Annotated in this window: 26 protein-coding genes; 8 read left to right on the top strand and 18 right to left on the bottom strand. The window is 45.5% G+C overall.

From position 1 onward, the window contains the following. Positions 1–143 precede the first annotated feature (143 nt). Positions 144–1,769, bottom strand: coding sequence for a chaperonin GroEL (groL, locus tag V7R88_RS02695; RefSeq protein ID WP_003640986.1), 1,626 nt, complete (start codon positions 1,767–1,769; stop codon positions 144–146). A 55-nt stretch (positions 1,770–1,824) separates the two neighbouring features. After that, complete coding sequence (gene groES, locus V7R88_RS02690) at positions 1,825–2,109, bottom strand: co-chaperone GroES (protein WP_003640985.1); 285 nt, start codon at positions 2,107–2,109, stop codon at positions 1,825–1,827. A gap of 192 nt (positions 2,110–2,301) precedes the next feature. Between groES and V7R88_RS02685 the strand changes: the two genes are divergently transcribed. Beyond that, complete coding sequence (locus tag V7R88_RS02685) at positions 2,302–2,946, top strand: type II CAAX endopeptidase family protein (protein ID WP_338816395.1); 645 nt, start codon at positions 2,302–2,304, stop codon at positions 2,944–2,946. A gap of 130 nt (positions 2,947–3,076) precedes the next feature. Here V7R88_RS02685 and V7R88_RS02680 read toward each other — a convergent pair whose 3' ends face one another. Continuing rightward, complete coding sequence (locus V7R88_RS02680; protein WP_003640983.1) at positions 3,077–3,754, bottom strand: redox-sensing transcriptional repressor Rex; 678 nt, start codon at positions 3,752–3,754, stop codon at positions 3,077–3,079. A 168-nt stretch (positions 3,755–3,922) separates the two neighbouring features. Here V7R88_RS02680 and V7R88_RS02675 point away from each other — a divergent pair, with 168 nt between their 5' ends. Continuing rightward, positions 3,923–5,905 (top strand): ABC-F family ATP-binding cassette domain-containing protein, encoded by a 1,983-nt coding sequence (locus tag V7R88_RS02675; protein WP_214417585.1) that lies wholly within the window; start codon positions 3,923–3,925, stop codon positions 5,903–5,905. Between the two features lie 920 nt (positions 5,906–6,825). Here the strand turns inward: V7R88_RS02675 and tsaD are convergent. From tsaD to tsaB, 4 genes are read right to left on the bottom strand one after another with little or no spacing between them, the layout of a single operon-like run. After that, complete coding sequence (gene tsaD / locus V7R88_RS02670) at positions 6,826–7,872, bottom strand: tRNA (adenosine(37)-N6)-threonylcarbamoyltransferase complex transferase subunit TsaD (protein ID WP_214417584.1); 1,047 nt, start codon at positions 7,870–7,872, stop codon at positions 6,826–6,828. 4 nt (positions 7,873–7,876) lie between these two features. Continuing rightward, positions 7,877–8,332, bottom strand: coding sequence for a ribosomal protein S18-alanine N-acetyltransferase (gene rimI / locus V7R88_RS02665; protein WP_063724612.1), 456 nt, complete (start codon positions 8,330–8,332; stop codon positions 7,877–7,879). Then, complete coding sequence (rimI, locus tag V7R88_RS02660) at positions 8,325–8,903, bottom strand: ribosomal protein S18-alanine N-acetyltransferase (protein WP_054396888.1); 579 nt, start codon at positions 8,901–8,903, stop codon at positions 8,325–8,327. Before rimI (V7R88_RS02660) ends, rimI (V7R88_RS02665) begins: the two co-directional genes overlap by 8 nt. Beyond that, positions 8,887–9,612, bottom strand: coding sequence for a tRNA (adenosine(37)-N6)-threonylcarbamoyltransferase complex dimerization subunit type 1 TsaB (tsaB, locus tag V7R88_RS02655; protein ID WP_338816394.1), 726 nt, complete (start codon positions 9,610–9,612; stop codon positions 8,887–8,889). Before tsaB ends, rimI (V7R88_RS02660) begins: the two co-directional genes overlap by 17 nt. Before the next feature lie 279 nt (positions 9,613–9,891). On the opposite strand from tsaB, the gene V7R88_RS02650 reads away from it, so the two are divergent. The 6 genes from V7R88_RS02650 to phnW are packed head-to-tail and all read left to right on the top strand — an operon-like array spanning position 9,892 to position 15,340. After that, on the top strand, positions 9,892–10,944 hold the full coding sequence (locus V7R88_RS02650) for a phosphate/phosphite/phosphonate ABC transporter substrate-binding protein (protein WP_046947587.1): 1,053 nt from the start codon (positions 9,892–9,894) through the stop codon (positions 10,942–10,944). A 37-nt stretch (positions 10,945–10,981) separates the two neighbouring features. Then, complete coding sequence (gene phnC / locus V7R88_RS02645) at positions 10,982–11,752, top strand: phosphonate ABC transporter ATP-binding protein (protein WP_338816392.1); 771 nt, start codon at positions 10,982–10,984, stop codon at positions 11,750–11,752. Continuing rightward, positions 11,742–12,545, top strand: coding sequence for a phosphonate ABC transporter, permease protein PhnE (gene phnE, locus V7R88_RS02640; RefSeq protein ID WP_003640974.1), 804 nt, complete (start codon positions 11,742–11,744; stop codon positions 12,543–12,545). The genes phnC and phnE overlap by 11 nt, the downstream gene beginning before the upstream one ends. Further along, the gene (locus tag V7R88_RS02635; protein WP_338816391.1) at positions 12,542–13,396 is read left to right on the top strand and encodes a PhnE/PtxC family ABC transporter permease; all 855 of its coding nucleotides are present in this window, start codon (positions 12,542–12,544) and stop codon (positions 13,394–13,396) included. Before phnE ends, V7R88_RS02635 begins: the two co-directional genes overlap by 4 nt. Positions 13,397–13,420: 24 nt before the next feature. After that, a complete protein-coding gene (gene phnX / locus V7R88_RS02630) occupies positions 13,421–14,218 on the top strand; it encodes a phosphonoacetaldehyde hydrolase (protein WP_057716945.1) in 798 nt (265 codons plus the stop codon). Positions 14,219–14,239: 21 nt separating this feature from the next. After that, complete coding sequence (gene phnW, locus V7R88_RS02625; protein WP_057716946.1) at positions 14,240–15,340, top strand: 2-aminoethylphosphonate--pyruvate transaminase; 1,101 nt, start codon at positions 14,240–14,242, stop codon at positions 15,338–15,340. A 133-nt stretch (positions 15,341–15,473) separates the two neighbouring features. On the opposite strand, the gene galE is transcribed toward phnW, so the two are convergent. The 11 genes from galE to dnaX all read right to left on the bottom strand — a co-directional run bounded on the left by galE (position 15,474) and on the right by dnaX (position 24,097). Beyond that, positions 15,474–16,469, bottom strand: a complete 996-nt coding sequence (gene galE, locus V7R88_RS02620; RefSeq protein ID WP_015379869.1) for a UDP-glucose 4-epimerase GalE — start codon at positions 16,467–16,469, stop codon at positions 15,474–15,476. 138 nt (positions 16,470–16,607) lie between these two features. Then, entirely contained in the window at positions 16,608–17,393 is a 786-nt protein-coding gene (locus tag V7R88_RS02615; RefSeq protein WP_003640969.1) for an acyl-[acyl-carrier-protein] thioesterase, read from the bottom strand. 3 nt (positions 17,394–17,396) lie between these two features. Then, positions 17,397–18,293, bottom strand: coding sequence for a 16S rRNA (cytidine(1402)-2'-O)-methyltransferase (rsmI, locus tag V7R88_RS02610; protein WP_003643942.1), 897 nt, complete (start codon positions 18,291–18,293; stop codon positions 17,397–17,399). Positions 18,294–18,391: 98 nt separating this feature from the next. Beyond that, positions 18,392–18,739 (bottom strand): DNA replication initiation control protein YabA, encoded by a 348-nt coding sequence (locus V7R88_RS02605; protein ID WP_003640967.1) that lies wholly within the window; start codon positions 18,737–18,739, stop codon positions 18,392–18,394. Positions 18,740–18,763: 24 nt separating this feature from the next. After that, positions 18,764–19,783, bottom strand: a complete 1,020-nt coding sequence (gene holB, locus V7R88_RS02600) for a DNA polymerase III subunit delta' (RefSeq protein ID WP_003640966.1) — start codon at positions 19,781–19,783, stop codon at positions 18,764–18,766. Between the two features lie 16 nt (positions 19,784–19,799). After that, complete coding sequence (locus V7R88_RS02595) at positions 19,800–20,129, bottom strand: cyclic-di-AMP receptor (protein ID WP_003640965.1); 330 nt, start codon at positions 20,127–20,129, stop codon at positions 19,800–19,802. Continuing rightward, a complete protein-coding gene (gene tmk, locus V7R88_RS02590) occupies positions 20,126–20,791 on the bottom strand; it encodes a dTMP kinase (protein ID WP_011101140.1) in 666 nt (221 codons plus the stop codon). Before tmk ends, V7R88_RS02595 begins: the two co-directional genes overlap by 4 nt. Positions 20,792–21,188: 397 nt before the next feature. Beyond that, positions 21,189–21,440 carry a YaaL family protein gene (locus tag V7R88_RS02585; protein WP_003640957.1) on the bottom strand — a complete coding sequence of 84 codons (252 nt, stop codon included), beginning with the start codon at positions 21,438–21,440 and terminating at the stop codon, positions 21,189–21,191. Positions 21,441–21,454: 14 nt separating this feature from the next. Next, positions 21,455–22,054 carry a recombination mediator RecR gene (gene recR, locus V7R88_RS02580; RefSeq protein ID WP_003637790.1) on the bottom strand — a complete coding sequence of 200 codons (600 nt, stop codon included), beginning with the start codon at positions 22,052–22,054 and terminating at the stop codon, positions 21,455–21,457. A gap of 15 nt (positions 22,055–22,069) precedes the next feature. Further along, a complete protein-coding gene (locus V7R88_RS02575; protein WP_003640956.1) occupies positions 22,070–22,378 on the bottom strand; it encodes a YbaB/EbfC family nucleoid-associated protein in 309 nt (102 codons plus the stop codon). A gap of 21 nt (positions 22,379–22,399) precedes the next feature. After that, complete coding sequence (gene dnaX, locus V7R88_RS02570) at positions 22,400–24,097, bottom strand: DNA polymerase III subunit gamma/tau (protein WP_003644909.1); 1,698 nt, start codon at positions 24,095–24,097, stop codon at positions 22,400–22,402. Positions 24,098–24,211: the final 114 nt, after the last annotated feature.

Raw genomic sequence — 24,211 nt, 5'->3', positions numbered from 1 at the left:
CGCCGCACCCACATTTTGCGTTAACGACTAATCCTACCGCTCTAATATGGATAAATCAATACCTTTATTCTAGTCGATTCACACCCTAACAGCACTAAAAAAGCACTTACTCAGCCGAGTAAGTGCTTAATGTTACGATTTGTTTACATCATACCGCCCATACCTGGGTTTGGTGCGGCTGGTGCAGCTGGTGCATTTTCTTCAGGTTTTTCAGCAACAACGGCTTCAGTCGTTAAGAGAAGGGCTGAAACAGAAGCGGCATTTTGTAAAGCAGAACGCGTTACCTTAGTTGGGTCCACGATACCAGCTTTGATCATGTCAACCCATTCATCAGTTGCGGCGTTGAAACCAACACCTGGCTTTTGTTCCTTCATCTTTTCAACGATAACAGAGCCTTCCAAACCAGCATTTTCAGCGATTTGGCGAACTGGTTCTTCCAAAGCACGTTTAACAATGTTGATCCCAGTTTGAACGTCACCAGTTTCCTTCAATGCAGCAACATCTTTGATAACGTTAATCAAAGCAGTACCACCACCAGCAACAAAGCCTTCTTCAACGGCGGCCCGAGTTGCGTTCAAAGCATCTTCAATCCGGTATTTACGTTCCTTCAATTCAGTTTCAGTAGCGGCACCGACACGAACAACGGCAACCCCACCAGCTAATTTAGCTAAACGTTCTTGTAACTTTTCTTTGTCAAAGTCAGAAGTTGTTTCACCGATTTGGTTACGGATAAATTCAACCCGTTCTGAGATAGCATCCTTGGAACCAGCGCCTTCAACAATGGTGGTGTTATCCTTAGTAACCGTAACTTTGTTGGCTTGACCTAATTGATCGATGGTCGTGTCCTTCAATTCAAGGCCAAGGTCGTCAGTGATAACCGTCCCGCCAGTTAAGATAGCGATATCTTGTAATTGTTCCTTACGCCGATCACCAAAACCGGGTGCCTTAACGGCGACAACGTTAAACGTCCCACGCATCTTGTTCAAGACTAAGGTTGGTAAAGCTTCACCAGAAATGTCATCAGCAATGATCAACAATGGCTTGCCTTGTTCAACGATGGATTGTAATAGTGGTAAGATATCTTGAATGTTTGAAATCTTCTTATCAGTAATTAAGATATATGGATTGTCAAGATCCGCTTCCATCTTATCATTATCAGTAACCATGTATTGTGATAAGTAGCCGCGGTCGAATTGCATCCCTTCAACAACGTCTAAGCTAGTATCAACACCACGTGATTCTTCAATCGTGATAACACCGTCATGACCAACTTTTTCCATGGCTTCGGCAATCAATTTACCAGTTTCTTCACTTGCTGAAGATACAGAAGCGATTTGCGCAATATCTTCTTGCGTCTTAACTTCGTGTGCCATAGCGTGTAATGAGTCAACCGCCGTCTTAGTAGCTTCTTCAATCCCCCGACGAATGCCAACAGGGTTAGCACCGGCCGTAACGTTCTTCATACCTTCATTAACGATTGATTGTGTTAAGACCGTTGCAGTAGTCGTCCCATCACCAGCGATGTCATTAGTCTTTGAAGCAACTTCAGAAACTAACTTAGCACCCATGTTTTCGAAATGATCGTCTAATTCGATCGCCTTAGCAATCGTTACACCATCATTAGTAATTGTTGGTGAACCATATGATTGTTCCAAAACAACGTTGCGACCCTTAGGACCTAACGTTGACTTAACTGTGTCAGCTAATTGATCGACACCTTTTAGCATCGCTGAACGTGCATCTTCAGAGAACTTTAATTCTTTAGCCATTATCTCTATTCACCTCATGAATTTAATTTATTTTAAGTTGCGCAATTTAAATGGATTAGTCTTCGATTGCAACGATATCTTTTTCGTGCAATACCAAATACTTAGCACCTTGATACTTGACTTCGGTACCGGCATACTTATCGAATAATACTTGATCGCCGACCTTCACGCTGGGGTCAACTTTTGTCCCGTTATCTAAAACACGACCGTCATTGACGGCAACAACCTTACCGCTTTGGGGCTTTTCCTTAGCGTTATTGGCAATGACAATACCGCCAATTGTTTGTTCTTCTTCTTCTTGTTGTTGCAAGATAACGCGATCTCCTAATGGTTTTAACACGTGAATCCCTCCATTTATTCTTTTTTAGCACTCCTCAACCTCAAGTGCTAATTACATTGTCAACTATATCATTTTAATTCAAGATTGCAAGTGATTTGTCAATTATTAGTCAAAGAATGTCAAATCGACTATAATGAATACTATTGAAGTATCAATAAATCTTAAATCAAACTTTTAAAAGGACGTGACTTGATGGTTAATCGCCGCCAATCAATCTTTATTCTTATCATCTACTTTATTATTTACGCACTACCGAGCGTCCTTGTGACTGCTTTCCATCAGCTAGGGGCCCAAGTATTCGTGATTCAAACGGTCGACTACTTAGTCGGTGCAATCCTACTCATCTGGTTGGCGAGTCGCATGCGGACAAAAAACGTTGTTGAAAAACAACCAAGTAACTGGTTCATGACGTTCATCTGGGGATTGATTGGACTTATCCTAGTCATCCTCGGTCAAGTCATTATTTTAAAAATCACGGCTTTGATGGGCCAATCAACAGCCTCAACCAACACGACCACCCTCTTAACCGTTGGGCAACAATATCCCGCGTTCTTCCTAGCCATCATTGTCGGTGCACCCATTATGGAAGAAATCGTCTTCCGCAAAGTTATCTTTGGTAATCTAAGTGCGGTCACCGGCCAAATCGGCGCGGCCTTGATTTCCAGTGTGCTATTTAGTTTTGCACATGCGGATGGTCACTTTATCCTCTACGCCTTTATCGGGTTATTATTCTGCTGGCTATATCGGCACACCGGTCGGATTCAAACGTCAATGACGGCGCACATCTTAATGAATGCCTCGGTCGTGTTACCTACGTTATTAGGGCTAGTACACTAACATAACTTCTAGGCCAAACGATTACGGTTGGCGTTCACCAGCTATTGACTCTTAGTACGCGAAAAGGCTTCCCTGAAAAATTCAGAGAAGCTTTTTCGTATCAGTTTAACCTCAAAGATGAAACTGATTATTAATCTTCAGTCTCATTTTCATCGTCATTACCATTGTCACCTAATTGCTGACCGTAATGTTCAATGAAGTAGATCAATGTTTGTAATTCGTTGGTCAAATCAACGTTCTGCACCCGTACTGTCTCCGGAACGGAGATTCGTAACGGCGTGAAGTTCATGATTCCTTTGACGTTTGCATCAACCAAGTCATCGGTAATTTTCTGAACAACCGTGGTTGGTACCGTTAAGATAGCAATCTCAATCTGTTGTTCGATCAATTGCTTTTTGAGCTCCGTCATTGGGTACACTGGAACCCCACTTTGGACCGTATTGGCAATCGCCTCGTTGACATCAAATGCTGCTGAGATGCGGACATTACTGTTTTTGTGAAAATTAAAGTTCAGTAGGGCGTGGCCCAAATTACCGACCCCAATTAAAGCAACATTCGTTAAGGTGTCTTGATTTAAAATCTTTTTAAAAAATGCGAGTAACGTTTCAACGTCGTATCCATACCCTCGTTTTCCGAGCGCCCCAAAATACGAGAAATCTCGCCGAATCGTTGCTGAATCTACTTTAACCGCCTCGGACAACTCGGTCGATGAGACCCGCTTCTTATCTGCATCTAGCAAGATATTTAAGTAGCGGTAATAAATCGGTAACCGTTTTGCCGTTGCCCGTGGAATTTTTGTTTCTGCCATTCGGACGTGTCCTCCTAATTAAAAGTTTGTGAATTTGCTGACACTATTCTAGCATAACGTGTGACTTTGTGAAATAATAATTACTTATTATTCCTAATAATTGGGTCAGACCGTTACAATATGCTACAATTATGTCACGAATTAAATGTGAAAGGAGCTTAATAAAGCGTGATTTTACTACAAGTACAGCAAGTTATGCGGCGTTTTGGCGCCGATGTCTTGTTCGATAACGTACAAATGGACATTCAAGAACACGCCCGGGTAGCCCTCGTCGGTCGAAACGGGGCCGGAAAATCAACCTTACTTAAAATGATTGCCGGTGAAACGGTACCGGACGAAGGCCAGATTTCAATGCGTAAGGGCTTAACGATCGGTTACTTGGCGCAAGACCAGGGGCTAGATAGCAACAATACGATTTGGGAAGAAATGAGTAGCGTCTTCGCTGAGTTACATGCCATCGAAAAACGGATGCATCAGCTCGAAAATCAATTGAGTGACCCCGCAATTATGAATGATGAGCAGGCTTATCAACAGACGTTGAAAACCTATGATCAAATTCAGACGGAATTTCAACAGAAAAACGGCTACGGTTACCAAGCCGAGATTCGAGGCGTGCTGCACGGTTTTCAATTCGACGCCGACGTGTACGATAAGTCGGTCACGGCACTATCTGGTGGGCAAAAGACCCAGTTGGCCTTGGCCAAGTTGTTACTTGAAAAACGGGACTTACTCATCCTTGACGAACCGACGAACCATTTGGACGTCGAAACCCTTACTTGGTTGGAAAGTTATCTCCAATCTTATTCCGGCGCGCTGCTAATCGTCAGCCATGACCGCTATTTCTTAGACCGGGTCGTTAACGAAGTCTATGACTTATCACACCACGAAATGGTGCACTACACTGGCAACTACGACCAGTTTGTGCAAGAAAAAGCGGCCCGAATTCAAGCACAGTGGAAACATTACGAAAAACAACAGGCAGAAATCAGCAAACTTGAAGACTTTGTTAATCGTAACATTGTGCGTGCTTCTACGACAAAACGCGCCCAGGCTCGGCGGAAGCAGTTAGCCAAGATGGACCGCCTTGACCGCCCTGATAGTGACGAGAAAACTGCCCACTTTGGCTTTCATGCGGCTAAACAAAGCGGCAACATTGTGTTGACCGTCAAAGATGCAGCCGTGGGCTATGATGGTCAGATTCTTTCGGAACCCGACAACTTGAATATTAAGAAACATGAAGCTATTGCTATCGTTGGACCGAACGGTATTGGCAAATCGACTTTCCTAAAGAGTATTTTGGGACAGATTCCATTCATTAAAGGCCAGGCCGTTTTTGGCACCAACGTCGTTACGGGCTACTATGATCAAGAGCAACGTAATTTAAACGACAAAAAAACCGTCCTCAGTGAACTTTGGGATGAACATCCCACCACTCCTGAAAAAGACATTCGGACCATTTTGGGCAGCTTTCTCTTCACTGGTGAAGACGTTGATAAACCCGTTCATGCCCTATCTGGTGGCGAACGGGCCCGATTACTGTTGACCAAACTTGCCATGCAAAATGACAACTTCTTAATCTTAGATGAACCAACTAACCACTTGGATATCGATAGCCGTGAAGTTTTGGAAGTCGCCCTCAACGACTTTGACGGCACCCTTTTATTCGTGTCACATGACCGCTACTTCATCAACCAAGTCGCCACGAGTGTCGTAGAGGTTTCTCCGGAAGGCACGGAACTCTTCTTAGGTGATTACGACTACTACATCGACAAGAAACAAGAACAAGCTGAAATCGCGGCTGCGGCTGCTAGCCAAGCGGCCGAAAAAGCTGCTGAAGCCAGTGCAGCGTATTCAACCAGTGCCACCAATGCTGCTCCCCGCTCCAAAGGCCAGCAAAATTACCAAGCCAGCAAGCAGCAACAGCGTGAAAAACGTAAGCTTGAACGCTCAGTTGCCGCCCTGGAAGAACAGATGACTGCCTTAGATGGACAAGCCACACAGATTCAAACTGAAATGGCGCAACCTGAAGTATCGGCCGATGTTGGTAAACTACAAGACCTACAAAAAGAACTTGAAGCCATCAATGCTCAACAAGAACAAGTTGAAACCGAATGGACCGAACAAGCCGAAGCTTTAGAAGAACTGAACTAACTTTCCAACAACTCATCAGATAAAAATAATAGTCGCCGCAAGAATTAATACACTTCTTGCGGCGACTATTATTTTGCCCCTATCCGCGGCATAAATCATGATTAAAAGAGGATGATTCCTAGAATCAAAAACGACCAGCTTAGGCCCGCTGGAAACAGTTCGGGTTAGCGTAAACCTGCTTAGTTCGTTCGTCCTACACCGACCTCCAGGCATTTCTGCCAATTGCCGGAACGTGGTGGGCACAGATTTAAGCCGAAGCCCACGTCTTAAATACTGGCCTTGCACTAACCCAGCAAAGAACGCTTGCTAAGTGAAATTTCACCACTGGGCATTGTCAGAAACGCCTTCCAGTCGGGATAGTATTCGAATGGCAGACTGTGAGGTACCCAACTTTTGATGAATTGGTCGTTGCTTTTCATAAATGGTAATTTTGTCAATCAACTGTCAGACTGAAAGTAATATTGAGATAGCTTACTATTTTGGAATCACCATAGTAATAATCGAGCACCTCAACAAAGTAGTTAATGTAATCTTAAAGTCTTGTTTAAAGTTCCATTATCAAAATAGCCAACGACCAATTGTACCAAGTTAAGTGGCCGTTCATCAGCCATTCGAGCGGCTTACCGACCGGAGGGGCTGGGTGACAATGCTCAGTAGCCAAATTATTCTTAGTCGGAAGTGTTTTTCTTCCGGCTTAGAATAAGACTCGTATTTGAGATGACGCGGGTTGTGCGTTAGCTCAAATCGATGTCGGCTTACGTTCCAGCAATTGTCACCCAGCCCCGGAGGTCGGAATAGGACGCGCACCGGCTGACGAACAGGAATCCACCTAACCGGCACGTTTTAATCATAATTAATGAAAAGATACTAAAACGGGTGTGGTAAGAATTGACTTTTCACACCCGTTTATAACTGCTTCATTACTTCAACATGCCTGGCATCCAATCAAATTCTAAACTTGGATCGGCATTCAGCGACGCGTCGCCGAATTGGTGATGCTGATATTGAACATAGCCCGCAGCACCAATCATGGCACCATTATCACCGCATAGCTTTAGAGGCGCTAAGATTAGTTCGGTGTCAGGGAAAGCGGTTGGTAGATTTTGTTGTAACCGTTCACGTAGCCCCTGGTTCGCTGCAACCCCACCGGCTAAGACTAATTGCTTAACTGGATATTGTTTGAGGACACGTAACGTCTTACTCATCAGAACATCAACCACGCTGGCTTGAAAGCTAGCCGCTAAATCGTTCTTATCCAGCGTCGCGTCAATTTGATCTGCGTGATGAACCGTATTGATGAACGCGCTCTTCAGCCCACTAAAACTGAAATCATAGTTGTCTTCATCAATCATTGCTCGTGGAAATTTAAAGGTATCGTGACCTGCATGGGCCATCTCATCAATGACTTTACCTGCCGGATAAGGAACACCCAATACCCGACCGATTTTATCATAGGCTTCACCAGCGGCATCGTCACGTGTCTCACCAATAATTTCAAACTGCCCATCCGCTTGCATGTAGACCAATTCAGTATGACCGCCAGAAACTAATAGTGCCATTAGCGGAAATTCGAACGGCTTAACAAACCGAGCGGCATAAATGTGACCAGCCATATGGTTGACTGGAATCAACGGCAAGTGGTGAGCGTATGCCACCGTCTTGGCTGCATTGACGCCAACTAACAGTGCCCCGACTAACCCGGGACCATACGTTACGGCGACCGCATCCAAGTCAGCATACGTCACGTGCGCCTCTTGAAGTGCGGCTTCAATACAAATTGTAATTTGTTCAATATGATGACGGCTGGCAACTTCAGGAACCACGCCACCAAACCGTTTGTGACTATTAATCTGAGTTGCAATCACGTTGGATAAAATCTCATGGCCATTTTTAATTACTGCCACACTGGTCTCATCACAACTGGACTCAAACGCTAAAATCAAGTTTTGTTTTTCCACGGTTCCCATCCTTTTAATTAATCATTTTACGCATGATCCACGCATCTTCTTCAGGATCATGATAATACTTTTTACGCGTGGCAATCTGGTCAAAGCCACATTGCTGATACAAGCGCTGAGCGGCGAGATTACTGGCCCGGACTTCTAGGAATACGGGTCCTGCCGATAATTGTGCTAAGCAGGCTGTTAATAACCACCGCGCATGCCCTTGACGCTGATAGGCCGGATCAATTGCAATATTCGTAATTTCGGTCTCATCAAGCACCGTTGAGCGGCTGACAAACCCGATCAGTTCATCCTGCCACCGTAATAAATCATAGTGTACCGTTGGTAACGCCATGTCCGCCGCAAACGTTGCTTGCCGCCAAGGTGCACCACCGGGATATGCTAACGTCGCTAACTGGTAACAAACTCGGACGGCTTCGTCCGCGTCAAGCTGCGTACTGGCGACAAGCCGCCGTTCAGTCATCCGTAGCTACCGGAATACGATAAGTCATATCAATAGCATCTTCATGGTCGCCAAAATAGTAGCGTTTCTTGATGCCGGTCTTTTCAAACCCTAAATCGCGGTAAAGTTGTTGCGCAATCGTATTACTGTAACGAACCTCAAGGGTCACCGTTTGGTAATGCAACTTACGCGCCCGCTTCATCATGACTTGCATCATAAAATGGCCGAGTCCCTGACCTTGAACATCGGGATGGACAGCAATATTGGTGATATGTGCATCTTGGCGGCGATCATCAAAGACACAACCACAGAAAGCGACGAGGCGATCTTCATGACGCATCACAATATAGAAGCGACCACTCTGTCGGCGAAGTTCCGTCTTAAACGCATTTTCATCCCACGGTGTTTGCCCCGCATATACGGCCCGTTCAATGGCTAGCATCTCGGGCACGTCGGTAATCAGTGCGCGTGAGACATAGTAATTGACTTCGCCCACTTTTACGATGTGATTCTGAATAGCCAATATGCGTTGGCGGCGCTGATTGCCACCGGTCGTCATTTTCTGAAAGTACTCCTTAAATTTTCTCAACATAGGGCGCATGTTCCTTTTCTGGGTGCTTGGCTTGCCAATCACGTTCAGCTTGCGTTAAACGCAAATAGTTTGGCACAAAGTTATGAATTTCACTCACAGGTGTCATCGTTCGACCCATCAAGCCGAGTACCACGGCCTGGGGCAAATCAAGTTGTGGCGCTGCTCGCACGAACTGCTTGGCTAACGATTGCTGCAAAACTTCTGCGTATTGATCGACGTCGGCGCCGACAAAAGTAATCGGCTCGTTATAGCTCGCCAATCGTTGGCCCCACTCGGTCACGCTGATATGCTGATCGGCGACAACGGCAACTGGGTGCTGGTTCTGAATCCGATATAACCCGGCAAAGATGTTATCACGACGCGCATCAAATAACGGCGCCACTAATTGGCCTTCCGTCACAATGTTGCCAGCTAACACGGCCAAACTCGATACACCAACTAAGGCTTTATCTAATGTAAAGGCAAGTGTTTTAGCAGTCGTCACGCCAATTCGCAACCCCGTATACGACCCTGGTCCGGCAGCAACGACGATCCGGTCTAAATCAGCTGGTGCCAATTTAGCTTGAGCCATGGCTTGTTCAATAATCGGTAATAATGTACTACTGTGGTTACGGCCAACATTAGTGGTCGTTGTGGCCAAAATCTGGGTATCTTCTAATACCGCGACACTCAATGGCCGATTCGAAGTATCAATCGCCAACAACTTCATAATTTTAAAAAACTCCTCATTTTGAATTACTTCACATATCTTATCATAATTTACTTACTTTGAAAGCTTTACGGTAGTAACCAACCAATTCAATCCAGAAACAATCAACAACTATCCTGACCAGTTTCCACTCATACTTACCAATCACTGAATTGAAAACCGAATGTAAATATTATTTACATAACTTATACATATACTTCACTAATCCTTGTCCGCACATTTACAATACCTTGTTATGCTACACAAGTAACTAAAATTACTTGGAGGTAATTGGAAACTATGTCAAAAGTTAGTAAGTCATTATTAGGTCTTTCATTCATTTCGGTTTTAGGTTTAGGACTCGCAGGTTGCGCTAGCGGAACCAGTGCTAAATCTGGTGGCAGCAGTACGGATAGCAGCAAAACCATCACGGTGGTCTTCTATCCTAACGAATCAGCGAAGAGTTTTGCTGGTTCCCGTACGGCCATTAAGCAAGCAGTTGAAAAGGCAACGGGTAAGACGGTTAAATTACAAACTACGACCGACTATAACGTTGCGATTCAAGCAATTGCATCCGGTAAAGCTCAAGTTGCATACATGGGTGCTAACGGTTATATCCAAGCACACCATAAGAGCAAAGACGTTGTGCCGTTTGCCGCACAATCCGATGCTAAGGGAACGTTGAAGGACGCTACTTATAACTCCTACTTAATGGTACAACAAAAAGATGCCAAAAAGTATGAAGAAAACGGTAAGTACAGCATTAAGAACGTCAAAGGCAAGAAAATGTCTTACGTCTCCAACAGTTCAACTTCAGGCTTCTTAGTTCCAACAGCTGAAATCTCACGTGAATTCAACATCAAAACTGCTGACCAAGATAAATTAACTCAAAGCGGATCATTCTTTAGTAAAGTGCTCTATGGTGGCTCTCATCAGGGTTCCGCGGTCAACTTACTCAAGGGGGATGCGGATGTCGCTGCCTTTGATGATGCTGATTTAATGCCATACTTAAACGTTACCAAGGGATCATGGGACAAGGTCGGCTCAACTTTCACTGTTAAGGATAACGCCGAAGCGCCATTTACAAGTTTAGCCGGCAAGTCGGTCGTTAACATTGCCATGATGCCTGTTCAACAAGGCCCATGGGTATACAATACCAAGGCCCTCAGCAAGGATGATCAAAAGAAGATCGCCACTGAGTTCACGTCGAAGTCCTTTGCCCAAAACAAAAAGATCTTCTCTGAACCAAATGCGAAGACACCAATGATGTTCCCTAAGAAATCAGAAAAGTCCAAATTAGTTAATGTTACCGACAAGTGGTACGCGCCAACGCATAAGTTAGTAGGTTACTAAACCACGTACCATTAGTTCACAATGAAAGGATTTGCCAATGCTCAAGGTTATTCAGCTAGATAAAACATATGGTTCCAATAAGCATTCGCTCAAAGCAGTCAACTTCACAGCTAAACCGGGCGAAGTAACTGCCATCATCGGCCCGTCTGGTGCTGGTAAAACAACTATTTTACGGAGTATCAATCAGTTGATCCGCGATGATAGTGGTCAAATTTTGCTCGATGACACTGACATTCGTCAAGCGAACAAAGCTGAATTACGCAAAGTTCGTCATCATATCGGCATGATTTTCCAAAACTACAATCTGATCAGTCCGTTAACGGCCCTTGAAAATGTTCTGCATGGCCGCTTAGGCGCTAAATCAACAGTTGCTGGCATGCTCGGCCTTTACAGTAGCGCCGAAACACAAGAGGCGCTACAACTACTCGACGAAGTAGGGTTAAAAGAATACGCCTACCAACGTTGCGATCAATTAAGTGGTGGCCAACAACAACGGGTCGGGATCGCACGGGCATTAATGCAACATCCTAAAATGATTTTATGTGATGAACCGATTGCTTCCCTAGATCCCAAATCAACGACCATTGTCATGGACATTCTACGGCGATTGGCAAAGGAAAAACAACTGATTATCCTCATTAATCTACATCAGGTCGATATCGCAATGGCGTACACCGACCATATCGTCGGCATTAACAGCGGCGCCATCGTTTTCGAAGGCGCCACTAATGAAGTTGACGACACGGTCTTACAACACATTTATCGCCAACCTGACCAATCAACGGCGGTGGCTGCCAATGAAAACTAATCCAATGACACCGCAACGCTTTTTTCGGCAACGTCGGTTGCGATTATCAGTTGTTTTGCTCATTTTAATTGGCATCTACGTCTTATCCATGGCCCTCGTTAATTTTCAGGCGTGGGCTTCGATCAGTAAGATTCCAGCGGGCTTAATGTGGTTGTTTACCAACTTTATTCCGACAAGTCGTTCGATTTCTTATCTGGGACCGATTCTTTATCAGCTGTGGCGGACCTTGCTCGTGGCAATTTCATCAACCATGGTTGCTAGTCTATTCGCCCTGATTTTTGCAATCTTGGGTGCTAAGACGACCACCCCAACGCCTGTCCTCCGCTGGATTATTCGTTTTGGTGCTTCACTCTTACGTAATATTCCGGTGGTCGCTTGGGCGATGATTCTTCTGTTTTCTTTTAAACAGAGTGACTTTACGGGCTTCTTGGCACTGTTCTTTATGACGCTAGGCTATCTAACACGGGCCTTTACTGAAACTATTGAGGACCTCGATGCCGAAAAGCTTCAAGCACTGCAAGCCGTTGGCGCCAACTATTTCCAATGTGTCTTCTGTGGGGTGTTACCCGAAGCCGCTAGTACCTTGACTAGTTGGATTCTCTACATGATTGAAAACAACTTACGGGACGCAACCTTGGTCGGGCTCTTGACGGGTACAGGTGTTGGTTTTCTCTTTGACTACTATTTTAAGGCGTTCCGCTATGACGCTGCTGGTCTAATTGTTTTGTTAATTGCGATTTTAGTCATTGTTTTAGAATTGACATCTAATCGAATTCGGAGGGCAATTGCATGATTGAAAACAGTCAACCCAAAACACAAGTACTTCAACCGTCAGCACCACCAACCCAGTCGATTTCATTGGTGACTCGGCCCCGCAAAATCCTGCGAGCCGTTATGATTGGCCTAACGCTGATCAGTGTCTATTCATTAGTCACACTCAATAATGCCAACCTGAACATCATTGACGCTTTGCATAGCTTAGGTCTCAACCTGAATGCTATGTTCTTACACCCTAGCGTTGGTCAAGACACACTGGGGCAACTCTTACGGGCCCTAATGACTAGTGTTTCATTAGCGCTGTTGACGACTTTGTTAGGAGCGCTAATCGCCTTCTTCATTGCCGTCGGTGCTGCCCGTAACTTAGCACCCAGTTGGTTAGCTACTAGTATTAAAGCAGTCATGGCCTTTATTCGTGCCATTCCAACGATTTTATGGGTGTTAATTTACTCCGTAGTCATGGGATTAGGTGCTAGTGCCGCCGTGGTCGGCTTGACCTTCCACAGTGTAGCGTACCTGGTTAAGGCCTATTCTGAAAGTATTGAAGAAACCTCGCAAGATACGATTGAAGCGTTAAAGGCGAGTGGCGTGGGTTTTTGGCCAATTGTTTTTCAGGCCATTCTTCCGTCAATCATTCCAGCACTGCTTAGCTGGACGTTTATCCGGTTTGAAATTAACTTTGCCAATGCGGTCGCCGTTGGGGCTGCAGCCGGTGCTGACGATATCGGTTACTACCTCTTCATGGCTGGTAGTTTCTACTTTGATTTCCATGAAGTTGGTTTGATTGTCTACCTACTCTTGGGTGTCGCAATCGTGCTCGAACTGGTTTCTATGCGGTTACGTGGCCACTACTTAAAGAACAACTAAGTAAATTCAAAGGAGTTTTCATCAATGACAATTAAAGCAGTAATTTTTGACTGGGCCGGTACGACCATTGACTATGGCAGCCGGGCGCCCATCGTGGCTTTCCAAAAAGCCTTTGCCAACGTTGGTATTCAAATCTCTGAAGCTGAGATTCGCCAAGATATGGGACTAGATAAGTACACCCATATCCATAAAATCATGGATTTACCAGCCGTTCAAAACGACTGGCAGGCACGTTTCCAAGTCTTACCGACTGAAGACGACTGCAATCAAATCTTTAGCAACTTCAAAGCAATCTTGCTTAGCTCTCTAACTGAATTCGGGCAATTAAAACCCGGTATGTCAGCCGTAATTGATTATTTAGAGGCCCACAATATCAGCTATGGCACGACCACCGGCTACGACGCTGAAATGTTAGCCTTAGTCTTACCGATTGCGGCTAAGCAAGGCTATCGGCCCGCCGTCAACATCACTTCAGAACAAACTGGCGGTGTTGGTCGACCTGCGCCGGCAATGCTTGCGTTAGCCGCTGAACAGCTCACCATCACCGATCCAACGACCGTCATGAAAATCGGAGATTCCGTTAATGATATCTTAGAAGGCAATAATGCCAATGCTGTATCTGTAGGGATTATTGATGGTAGCAACATCATGGGACTTTCGGAGTTAGCCTTCAACGCCCTTAGCCCGGCCGAACAAGCTGAACGACGAGCCCACGTCACTGCCGCTTATCAACGCGCTGGTGCCGATTACATTTTACAATCGATGGCTGAATTACCGGCATTGCTTGATCAAATCAATCAACCGGTTGCCACTGATCATTAGCAGACAAGGAGCCCGATTTTTATGAAACAACCTTATTTACTCCTAACACCCGGTCCACTCAGTACAACTGCCAGTGTTAAGGACGCAATGCAAATTGATTATTGTACTTGGGATAGTGACTATCGGCACGTCACTGAAACCATTCGGCAACAAATCTTAGCTATGGCCCAAGCCAATCCAGAAAACTATACGACCGTCCTACTACAAGGAAGCGGCAGTTTTGGTGTTGAGGCCACCATTGGCACAGCAGTACCACGGACCGATGCGACTTTAATGATTGCCATTAACGGCGCATATGGGCATCGGATCAGTCAAATCGCGGAATATTACGATATTCCACATATCGACGTTGTGTTCAACGAAGATGAAGCCGTCGATCCGGTTCGGATTGAAGCAACCTTGGCTGACCATCCGGAGATTACCCACTTCGCAACCGTTCATAGCGAAACGACAACTGGGATTCTCAACCCAATCGAAGCCTTAATGCCTATCATGCATGAACACGGGATCGTAACGATCATCGATGCCATGTCCAGTTTAGGTGGCGTCCCGATTAACATTGATGAATTGGATTGTGACTACTTGATTAGTAGTGCCAACAAGTGTGTGCAAGGCGTGCCCGGTTTTGCGTTCATCATTGCAAAACAAGCGACCTTGGCCCACACTGCTGACAACGCTCGTTCACTTTGTCTAGATCTCTACGACCAATGGCAAGCCATGACCAAGCAACCAGGAAAATGGCGCTTCACTTCGCCAACCCACGTGGTACATGCCTTTGCGCAAGCACTCATTGAATTGCAAGCAGAAGGCGGCGTGACACCACGCTACCAACGTTACCGTGCTAGTCAACAACTCCTTAGCGACGGCTTACAAGCGCTAGGTTTTGAATTAGTGATTGATCCAGCCATTCAAGGGCCCATCATTACGTCATTCAAATACCCGAACGTCGACTTTGATTTTGCTGACTTCTATCAGTTCATCAAGCAACGCGGCTTCGTCATTTATCCTGGGAAGGTTTCAAATATCCCTAGCTTCAGAATTGGTACCATCGGTGATGTTGATACAACTGATATTCAACGACTCTTAACAATTATCGGTGATTATCAACAACTTCACCGCTAACTACATTGATCAATCTAAAAGGTGCGTGCCAAGGACTCAATCCTGACATGCACCTTTTTTGACGACCACAAAAGCGGCTTTGAAATCTATTGACGAGATTTCAAAGCCGCTTTCAATTATCAGCTAACCGATACTAGTCACGATCATCGTAGCCATTGGGATGCTTCTGCGTCCAAGCCCACGCTGTTTCAATAATATCGTTAACATTGTCATAATTTGGTTGCCAACCTAGCACGTCACGCGCCTTATCACTCGCCGCAACCAATGAGTCTGGATCACCAGGCCGCCGTGGTGCTAGCTTAGCTGGAATTGGTTGTCCGGTAACTTCACGAGCAGCCGCTAACATTTGTTTGTTAGAGAAACCAGTTGAAGAACCCAGGTTAAAGGCATTACTGTCATTTCCTGCAGCCAAGTACTTCAAAGCCAAGATATGTGCATCAGCTAAGTCGATAACATGCACATAGTCACGCACATTCGTCCCATCCGGCGTATTATAGTCATCGCCGAAGATTTTAAGTTCATCGCGTTTTCCTTGCGCAACTTGTAAAATGATTGGAACCAGATGTGTTTCGGGGCCATGATCTTCGCCAATACTGCCATCTGGCTTGGCACCCGCAACGTTAAAGTAACGTAACGCGACAAACTTAATACCATAGGCAACGTCCGCCCAGTGCATAATTTGTTCCATCATTAACTTGCTAGCGCCATACGGGTTGATTGGTAACTGTGGATCAGTTTCTTTAATTGGAATCTGCTTAGGTGTCCCATAAGTAGCGGCCGTTGATGAGAAGACGATTTGCTTCACATCATGGGCCTGCATCGTTTCAAGTAACGTGATCATCCCACCAGTATTGTTATCAAAGTACTTCAGTGGCTTACTCATTGATTCTGGTACGATTGAAAAGGCGGCAAAATGCACGACAGCTTCAATGTCCTCAGTATCAAAAACGTGATTCAAAAAATCCGCATCCCGCAAATCACCCTGATAAAACTTGGCCGCCGAATTAACAGCAGCACGGTGTCCCGTGACCAAATTATCAACGACCACGACGTCCGTACCGTGTTCTACTAACCGATCGACCATGTGAGAACCAATGTAGCCAGCTCCCCCTAAAACTAAAATTGACATAATGAACCTCCCCTGTATGGATGTATTAATCATAGCATACTGAATCGCCAGCGACTCTAATAAAAACGTGCGTTCTAATCGACCAAGTCGCTCACGATCACATCATTAACACACTAGTGTAAATACCAACCCAGCAAATTACTGAATCGGCTCTGGTAAAGTCCGCCATTGAATCGTGACCTCACAACACTTCTCATCATCAACTTCGATCAAATGACTCGTCGTGACCTGATCGGCCACTTCGCTCGGTAAGATGTTCGCATGAGCAGTCACCGTTTGCCCGTACTTGACTTCATTTTCATAGCGAACATCAACGTGAACTAAATCATGTTGAAGCAAGAACGTCGCGGGTAGCGTATCTACGAGCCAATCAAAATAGTGTGCATTATTAACATGCCGGTTGGGATCAATGTCAAAGAAGCGGACATGGTACGGCTTCGTAATCGTTGTATCGGTCGCTTCAAAACTAATCGGTCGTGGCAAGCGCGGAATACGCTTGACGACTTCCGACTGATACGGCGCGACCAGTTCTGGTAAAATTTTTACGATTCGCCGGGTCGTTTGACTCATCATGACCCAGATACTCGTAATATAGGCCAACTGTTGACCATCTGCGTCCCGAATCCAAAATTCACGGTAAGCAAAATATGGATTATAAGCACTACCCCGAACGGCAATCGTAACGACTTCGTCTTGGCGGGGCATCCGTGTAATATCGATGGCATATTGCGTGACGACCCAACCAACACCATGGCTTTGCACCATTTCCGTCGTTAAACCAAGGGCGTCGCTTTGATCCTCTGATGCCAATACGGCAATATCAATTAATGTCGTTAAGGTTGCGCGACCAGTGCGGTCACATTCATAATACGTAATCCGGTGCTGTTCACTGTAAAGACTCGCATTTGCGCCTAAAGTTGCCATTCATCAAGACTCCTCATCGTTGGTATTTAGTTCATGAAACTGATTATAAACGCTTTGCCGGGGAATATTCCGTCGCTTCGCAATCGTCTTAATGGCCACGTTGGGCTTATCTCCGGCTGCAATCAACGCTTCGACTTGGGCTTTGACTGGCAACTGTGCCAATTCATCCGTTGTTTCTGGTTCATCCTTATCCGGATTACCACCGATCAAAAGGACAAATTCGCCCTTTAACTGATGATCCTGCGCCCACGTCACCATTTCAGCCAAGGTTCCACGCGCGAATTCCTCGTAACGCTTAGTCAATTCCCGGCACGCCACAATTGGCCGCGTCCCTTCACAGACGGTCGCTAGGAGGGTCAAGGTCTTGGCAACACGGAATGGCGATTCGTACAAGACCACTGTTTCATGTCGCCGAGCCAATTTAGCTAAATCAGCTTTTTGTTCATTCTTCTTACGCGGTAAAAAGCCGTAGAAATAAAATGGCTGTGGCACTAGGCCAGAAGCAATCAGCGCAGTCAGGCCGGCATTGGCACCTGGTAGTGGCACGACTGGAATATTCGCGGCAATGCAGGCTGCCACAAGTTCTTTGCCGGGATCACTGATTGACGGCATCCCCGCATCGCTAACTTGTGCTAAGTTAACGCCCGTCTGTAATTTTTCAATTAACTGGGGAATCCGTTCTTGGGTGTTATGTTCATGAAAGCTAATTTGTTTCGTTGTAATTTCAAAATGATTCAATAACTTTTGGGTATTCCGGGTATCTTCTGCGGCAATTAGGTCAACCGTTTTAAGCGTCGCCACTGCCCGATAAGTCATATCCTGTAAGTTGCCAATTGGCGTCGGTACTAAGTACAAGGTCCCGATACCCGCATGATCTGCAAAACTTTGTTGTGTTTCCAAAACGTCCTCCTAACAATCCTCTCGACCGTGACTTGTTCCTATGAGTGACTCGTGGTGAAAAGCACAAAAAGTCTGGGACTACTCCCAGACTTTTTCGACTATGCGCGTTCACGTTCACCATAAATGACTTCCAAACAAAAAACGCAGGATTCGTCATCGTCACGCCGTTTGCCGTAAAACTGGTTGCAGACGTGGAAGCCCTCATCATAGAGTTTTTCCAAGTTTTGCCGTGACTTTGAGAGCGTGGTCGTGCTAGCCGCTTTTTTCGGCAATTCATTTTCAATTTCGACCATGTGTTCACGTAAATGTTCATTTTCAATGACCAATTCCGCGTTTTTCTCTAACACCGTTGTCATATCGGCGCGTAACTTAGCCATTTTGTCTAGCATTTGTTGCATCTGTTGTTCCATTTCACCGAAACTATCGTATAAATCACGCTTATCCACGCGCTCACCCTCGTTTTCCTTTATTTAAGCGTTTGTTTGAAAAATCGGCCATAACTTTAACGTTAAGCCTTCTAAGACATTTTGAAAACTAATATTGCTAGCTAGCTGGCGCTTGGCCGTTAAAGCTAGTTCTGTCGCCGCAATCAACTGCTCATCGCTGACTTCAGCCGTTAACCCGGCCAATTCTTTTTGGTACTGACCAAAGGTTAACGCTGTCGTTGCCACCTCAAAATGTAATTGCAATAGATCTTGGAACAAGGCCGCAATTAAATCCAACATAACCAGCTGATGATCAGCGTCCTTAGCCAAACCAACTAAATTGACCTGCACAGCCACAAAACTCCGTGGGTCACCCTTAACAGCCTGGTCAAACCACCGCCACAATGCTTGCGCAGCTTGTGGTAACCAATCATCCGCTAGCAACGCCTGCGCCTGGGTCACGCTATTTGTCAGGCCCCGTAACATCTGTGCTTGGTTTGGCGCAATCCCGGCCTGTTCAAACGTCTGCTGTAACGCCTGCGCATTTAATGGTGGGAATTCGATCACCTGGGTTCGTGAAATAATCGTTGGTAGCATCAGTTGCTTATTAGTCGTTAATAACAAGGCCGTGACGTTACCACTTGGCTCCTCAATAAACTTCAATAAGCTATTGGCAGCACTCGCTGTCATCTTCTCCGCATCATTAATGATGAACAGTTTCCGGTTACCTTCGACCGCACTCTTAGAGAATTCAGCTTTTAAGTAACGAACCTGATCAACGTGAATTCGCTGACCCTCGGGAGCCACTGTCACAATATCAGGGTGCGACCCATTAGCAATCCGGACGCACTCCTCACAAGTGCCATCTGGTTCACCATCATTAATATGCAGGCAGAACAACCGTTGCGCAATCCAATGGGCCAGTTCTGGTTGTCCAGCGCCTTCCATCCCCGCGAATAAGTACGCGTGGGCCAGATGGTTCTGGGCGATGATGTGTTTAAATGCCGCTAATAAGCGGGGCTGTTTCGCCGCTAACGTTTGCGCAAATGACTCGGTTGTTGCCATTAATAATCATCCTTCATTAAAATTGGTGAAATTGTTCAATTGGTAGAACAAAGACCGTGGCGCCACCGACTTGAACTTCAACTGGATAGGCAGCTGCGCCATCCATCGTCACGTCTAGATTGACTGGTGGTGTCATAAACTGTTCCCGCGCATGACTCGTTTCTTTAATCATGGCTAAAACTTCATCCACACGGTCATCATCAATACCAATCATAAAAGTGGTATTACCTGAACGTAGGAAGCCCCCCGTCGTTGAGAGCTTCGTGGCCCGAACATTGGCTTCAATGAACTGGCTGCTCAACCGGTTACTGTCCTTATCTTGAACGATTGCAATAATTAATTTCATTGGTCTTCCCCTCCCTTGGATGCCACATAAGTCGGTAACTGTGACGCCATAATCTCTAAGGCCTGCGTCACAACTTGGTCCAATGGCTGACTTGCATCGACGCGCTTGATACGGTCAGGATGATCAGCCAGTAATCTCAAATACGCTGCTTGCACCCGGTGATGGAAACTTAAGGCTTCCACGTCCAAGCGATTGATTTCATTTTGGCGATGTTGTTGAATGCGGTTTAATCCAACGGCAGCATCTACGTCAAAATACAACGTTAAATCTGCGGTTAACCCCGCGGTCGCGAACTGATTCATATCATAAACCGCTTGTTCCCCAATACCACGACCGGCCCCCTGATAAGCGACCGAGCTATCGATGTAGCGATCACACAAGACAAGTTGGTCGTTCTGCAATGCTGGTTGAATGGTTTGGACGATATGTTGTCGCCGTGCTGCCGCATAGAGTAACGCTTCCGTACGGTCGTCCATCGCCGTATTATGACGGTCTAAAATGATTTTTCGAATTGCTTCTGAGATTTGATTCCCGCCCGGTTCACGCGTCACAACTAAGCGATCCCCTAATTGTGGCTGTAATTTGGCCACAATCGCGTTTAAAGCTGACGTTTTGCCGGCACCGTCTGGCCCTTCAAAAGTAACTAATTTTCCTGTCAACATTCCCAATCCCATCTATTTTCTTATATGTAGCAATTGTACTTGATTTTTGAGTACCTGTCTAATACGGTTACCACTAGTGAGGGTACTTTTTCACGATTTTTACGTGGGTCGGCTACTACCAATTGTGGTTTTGATGATTTATTCGGTGAATTGCTAAAAAGTTATTAGGTAGTACTACCCACGATTGATAAATACCGATTTTAGTTTGTTATTCATTAGTAGATACACATCTTCTATTCCAATTGCCGCACCTAGCATGTCTTAATCACAATGCATGACAGATTAACTGGTAAAATAATGCTAGGGTTCTAAATCAAAAACGCACGCCGTAGATTTACAAAAATCAACGGCGTGCGTCTTTATTTTGAAACAAGTTATCTCTTAAATCACTAACAGTCTATTTATCAATGACCGAGCGCTGAATCGTCTGCCCATGAACTTGACGTAAACGTGCTTCACGATATAGATATAAATACTTAGCACGCGCTAAGGCGGTCTGCGTAACTAGTTCACTCGTATTATTATCATAGACCGCTTCTTGGTTCTGCTTCGCGCGGTCCCAGTCCAACTTAGCGGCATTCAGGGTCGACAACAACTGTTCATCAAAAACTTCCTTGGGATGCTTGATCTTCTGTTTACGTTTAAACATGGTGGCACCTCCAATTACATTTCTTGGCGACCTTCAACTGCTTTGAATAAGGTCATTTCATCCGCATATTGAATATCACTACCAACCGACAAGCCGTGCGCCAATCGGGTCACTTTGATTCCCGCCGGCTTAACTAGCCGCGAAATGTACATCGCTGTTGCTTCACCTTCAGGCGTGGCATTGGTGGCAATAATGACTTCCTTGATGGCTTCATTTTGCTGTAGCCGTTTCAATAAACTGGCAATGTTGATATCTTCCGGACCTTTGCCATCAATGGGTGACAATACCCCATGTAAGACGTGATACAGCCCGTTGTATTCCTTAATCTTTTCCATTGCCATGACATCCTTGGCCTCTTCAACAACCAGAACGGTGCTTTGATCACGCGACTTATCCTTACAAATCACACACGGATCATCTTCGGTGATATTACCGCAAATACTACAAAAATGCAGGTCCCGTTTGGCCGCAATCAGCGACTTAGCGAACTCGGTGACGTCATCACCGTTCATATCAATTGTATAAAACGCCAGCCGTGTCGCAGTCTTGCCACCAATGCCGGGCAACTTCATATAACTATCAATCAACTTAGCAATTGGTTCTGGATACTGCATGTACTTACCTCGTTTTTACTGTAATCCCTTAGTATATTTTCCCATCGTACTTTGTGTCTGTTCATCGACCTTAGTCAACGCGTCGTTCACCGCAGCGACGACTAAGTCCTGTAACATATCCACATCATCAGGATCAACAGCATCAGGGTTAATCGTAATATCCTTCATCTTCTTATCACCAGTAAAAGTGACTTTAACCATGTCGTCTGGCGCCGCACCCGTGAAGGTTTGTTCATTTAAAGCCGCTTGTTCGGCTGTCATTTGCGCCTGCATCTTCTTCATTTGTTTCATCATACTTTGCATATTGCCCATTCCACGCATCATAATTATCAGTTCCTTTCGTCTTTAGTCCGGCTGTACTTCAACTAAATCACCGAACATATTCTTAGCTTCTTCAACGACCGGTTCTTTGGCCGGTGCTTGTTGCTCTGATGTTGCACCTCCTGGCTGGTGAGTGGCCAAATAATCCTTACGAATTTGTGGCCACTGTTCTTTAGGCACACAGACAATCTTGGGTGCCTGTCCCATCAGCCGATCCAAACCATTTCCGAGTGCATCGATCAAGGTCTGGTCATCAATCGCTTTTTGATAAACAAACGCATAGTCAAACGCAACCACAACACCCTCTGAACTGGCCGCAACTGGTTGGGCCACGTGCATTAGGGCCCGCTGCGTCACACTCAAAATGTTCATCAAATCAGTCCAAACATCGCGCACCTTAATGAGATCATTCTTCGTTGCCGCTCCCAGAATAGGATAAATCTGACTGACATTAACCTTCTTAACAACCGGGCCATTACTCGACCGCGGCTTAGCCGGTGCGGGTTTAGTGACACTACCACCTTGAGAACGTAACGTTTTGACCTCGCTTTGCAACTGTTCAACTTGTTGTGCCAGTTTATGCACAGTGGGATCTTCAGGATTGACCGTTGCCGCAGCTACCGGTTGAACGGCCGCCTGACCATCCAACTGAGCTAGCTTGACCGTCAACACTTCTAAATAAACGTCGGGGTGCGTCGTGAACCGCATTTGTTGTTGAATATCGTTCAACGTCTTGACCATTTGGTACAGGACTTCAGCATCGATTTGCTTGGCAAATGCTTCAAATTGTTGATCATCCTCGCCCATCGCCACACTATCGACCATTTCAGGGGCCTGTTGATAGAGTAACACGTCACGCGTATAACTGATCAAATCTTCAATGAAACGGTTCGCATCTTTACCTTCTTGTAAGATTTGTCGCATCGTCTCTAGTGCCGGCTTCGTATCATGGTCGGTGACCTCACTGACATAGTTAGCCAGCAACTGCTTGGTCACACTTCCCGTCACCATTAACGCATCATCCAACGTAACCGTGTTATCTCCAAACGAAATTACTTGATCCAGAATACTTAAAGCATCCCGCATTCCACCTTCAGCAGCCGCTGCAATGACGCGTAGCGCTTTTTCATCATAGGTCACATCCTTCTCATTGAGGATGTACACCATCCGATCGTAGCTATCCTTAGCTGTAATCCGCCGAAAATCAAACCGTTGCGTCCGTGAAATAATCGTTAATGGAATCTTATGGGGCTCCGTTGTCGCTAAGATAAATATAACGTTAGCCGGGGGTTCTTCTAGCGTTTTGAGCAACGCATTAAACGCGCCAGTCGATAACATATGAACTTCATCAATAATGTAGACTTTATAGTCCGCTTGCGTTGGAGCATACTTCGCTTTGTCCCGAATATCACGAATCTCTTCCACGCCATTATTAGAAGCCGCATCAATTTCGATGACATCATTTAGTTGCCCCTTGGTAATCGCCGTACAAGTCTCACATTCATTGCAAGGTTCCCCATCAACAAGATGGTGACAGTTAATTGCCTTGGCAAAAATCTTTGCTGCCGACGTTTTCCCAGTTCCCCGGGGACCGGTAAACAGATACGCATGACTCGTCTGGTGGGTCATAATGGCATTTTTTAGTGTCTGGGTAATCATCTGTTGCCCGACAATCTCATCAAAGCGTTGGGGACGCCAAACCCGATATAGTGCCCGATACATGCGATTCTTCCTTTCTTACATCAGTCATACTTTGGTTATCATTATTTATTATAAGCCATTGTTTAAACGTCCTGAACAGTTAGCTTCCTGGTTGTGCTGCTTCCACTAACGATC

Origin of the sequence: Lactiplantibacillus argentoratensis (assembly GCF_037290055.1) — a bacterium.
Taxonomy (GTDB): Bacteria; Bacillota; Bacilli; order Lactobacillales; family Lactobacillaceae; genus Lactiplantibacillus; species Lactiplantibacillus plantarum.
Note: the sequence above shows the minus strand (reverse complement) of the source record. Positions and strands in the feature narration are given on the sequence as shown.

Excerpts from the sequence above, each read along its gene's own strand:
- groL (WP_003640986.1), bottom strand. The coding sequence starts at position 1,769 with ATGGCTAAAGAATTAAAGTTCTCTGAAGATGCACGTTCAGCGATGCTA.
- V7R88_RS02615 (WP_003640969.1), bottom strand. The coding sequence starts at position 17,393 with ATGGCAACTTTAGGCGCAAATGCGAGTCTTTACAGTGAACAGCACCGG.
- V7R88_RS02635 (WP_338816391.1), top strand. The coding sequence starts at position 12,542 with ATGATTGAAAACAGTCAACCCAAAACACAAGTACTTCAACCGTCAGCA.
- galE (WP_015379869.1), bottom strand. The coding sequence starts at position 16,469 with ATGTCAATTTTAGTTTTAGGGGGAGCTGGCTACATTGGTTCTCACATG.
- rimI (WP_063724612.1), bottom strand. The coding sequence starts at position 8,332 with ATGACTGAACGGCGGCTTGTCGCCAGTACGCAGCTTGACGCGGACGAA.
- V7R88_RS02650 (WP_046947587.1), top strand. The coding sequence starts at position 9,892 with ATGTCAAAAGTTAGTAAGTCATTATTAGGTCTTTCATTCATTTCGGTT.
- tsaD (WP_214417584.1), bottom strand. The coding sequence starts at position 7,872 with ATGGGAACCGTGGAAAAACAAAACTTGATTTTAGCGTTTGAGTCCAGT.
- phnW (WP_057716946.1), top strand. The coding sequence starts at position 14,240 with ATGAAACAACCTTATTTACTCCTAACACCCGGTCCACTCAGTACAACT.
- V7R88_RS02585 (WP_003640957.1), bottom strand. The coding sequence starts at position 21,440 with ATGTTTAAACGTAAACAGAAGATCAAGCATCCCAAGGAAGTTTTTGAT.
- holB (WP_003640966.1), bottom strand. The coding sequence starts at position 19,783 with ATGGCAACAACCGAGTCATTTGCGCAAACGTTAGCGGCGAAACAGCCC.
- phnE (WP_003640974.1), top strand. The coding sequence starts at position 11,742 with ATGAAAACTAATCCAATGACACCGCAACGCTTTTTTCGGCAACGTCGG.
- tmk (WP_011101140.1), bottom strand. The coding sequence starts at position 20,791 with ATGTTGACAGGAAAATTAGTTACTTTTGAAGGGCCAGACGGTGCCGGC.
- recR (WP_003637790.1), bottom strand. The coding sequence starts at position 22,054 with ATGCAGTATCCAGAACCAATTGCTAAGTTGATTGATAGTTATATGAAG.
- V7R88_RS02595 (WP_003640965.1), bottom strand. The coding sequence starts at position 20,129 with ATGAAATTAATTATTGCAATCGTTCAAGATAAGGACAGTAACCGGTTG.
- rimI (WP_054396888.1), bottom strand. The coding sequence starts at position 8,903 with ATGTTGAGAAAATTTAAGGAGTACTTTCAGAAAATGACGACCGGTGGC.
- V7R88_RS02575 (WP_003640956.1), bottom strand. The coding sequence starts at position 22,378 with ATGATGCGTGGAATGGGCAATATGCAAAGTATGATGAAACAAATGAAG.
- dnaX (WP_003644909.1), bottom strand. The coding sequence starts at position 24,097 with ATGTATCGGGCACTATATCGGGTTTGGCGTCCCCAACGCTTTGATGAG.
- V7R88_RS02685 (WP_338816395.1), top strand. The coding sequence starts at position 2,302 with ATGGTTAATCGCCGCCAATCAATCTTTATTCTTATCATCTACTTTATT.
- phnX (WP_057716945.1), top strand. The coding sequence starts at position 13,421 with ATGACAATTAAAGCAGTAATTTTTGACTGGGCCGGTACGACCATTGAC.
- V7R88_RS02680 (WP_003640983.1), bottom strand. The coding sequence starts at position 3,754 with ATGGCAGAAACAAAAATTCCACGGGCAACGGCAAAACGGTTACCGATT.
- phnC (WP_338816392.1), top strand. The coding sequence starts at position 10,982 with ATGCTCAAGGTTATTCAGCTAGATAAAACATATGGTTCCAATAAGCAT.
- tsaB (WP_338816394.1), bottom strand. The coding sequence starts at position 9,612 with ATGAAGTTGTTGGCGATTGATACTTCGAATCGGCCATTGAGTGTCGCG.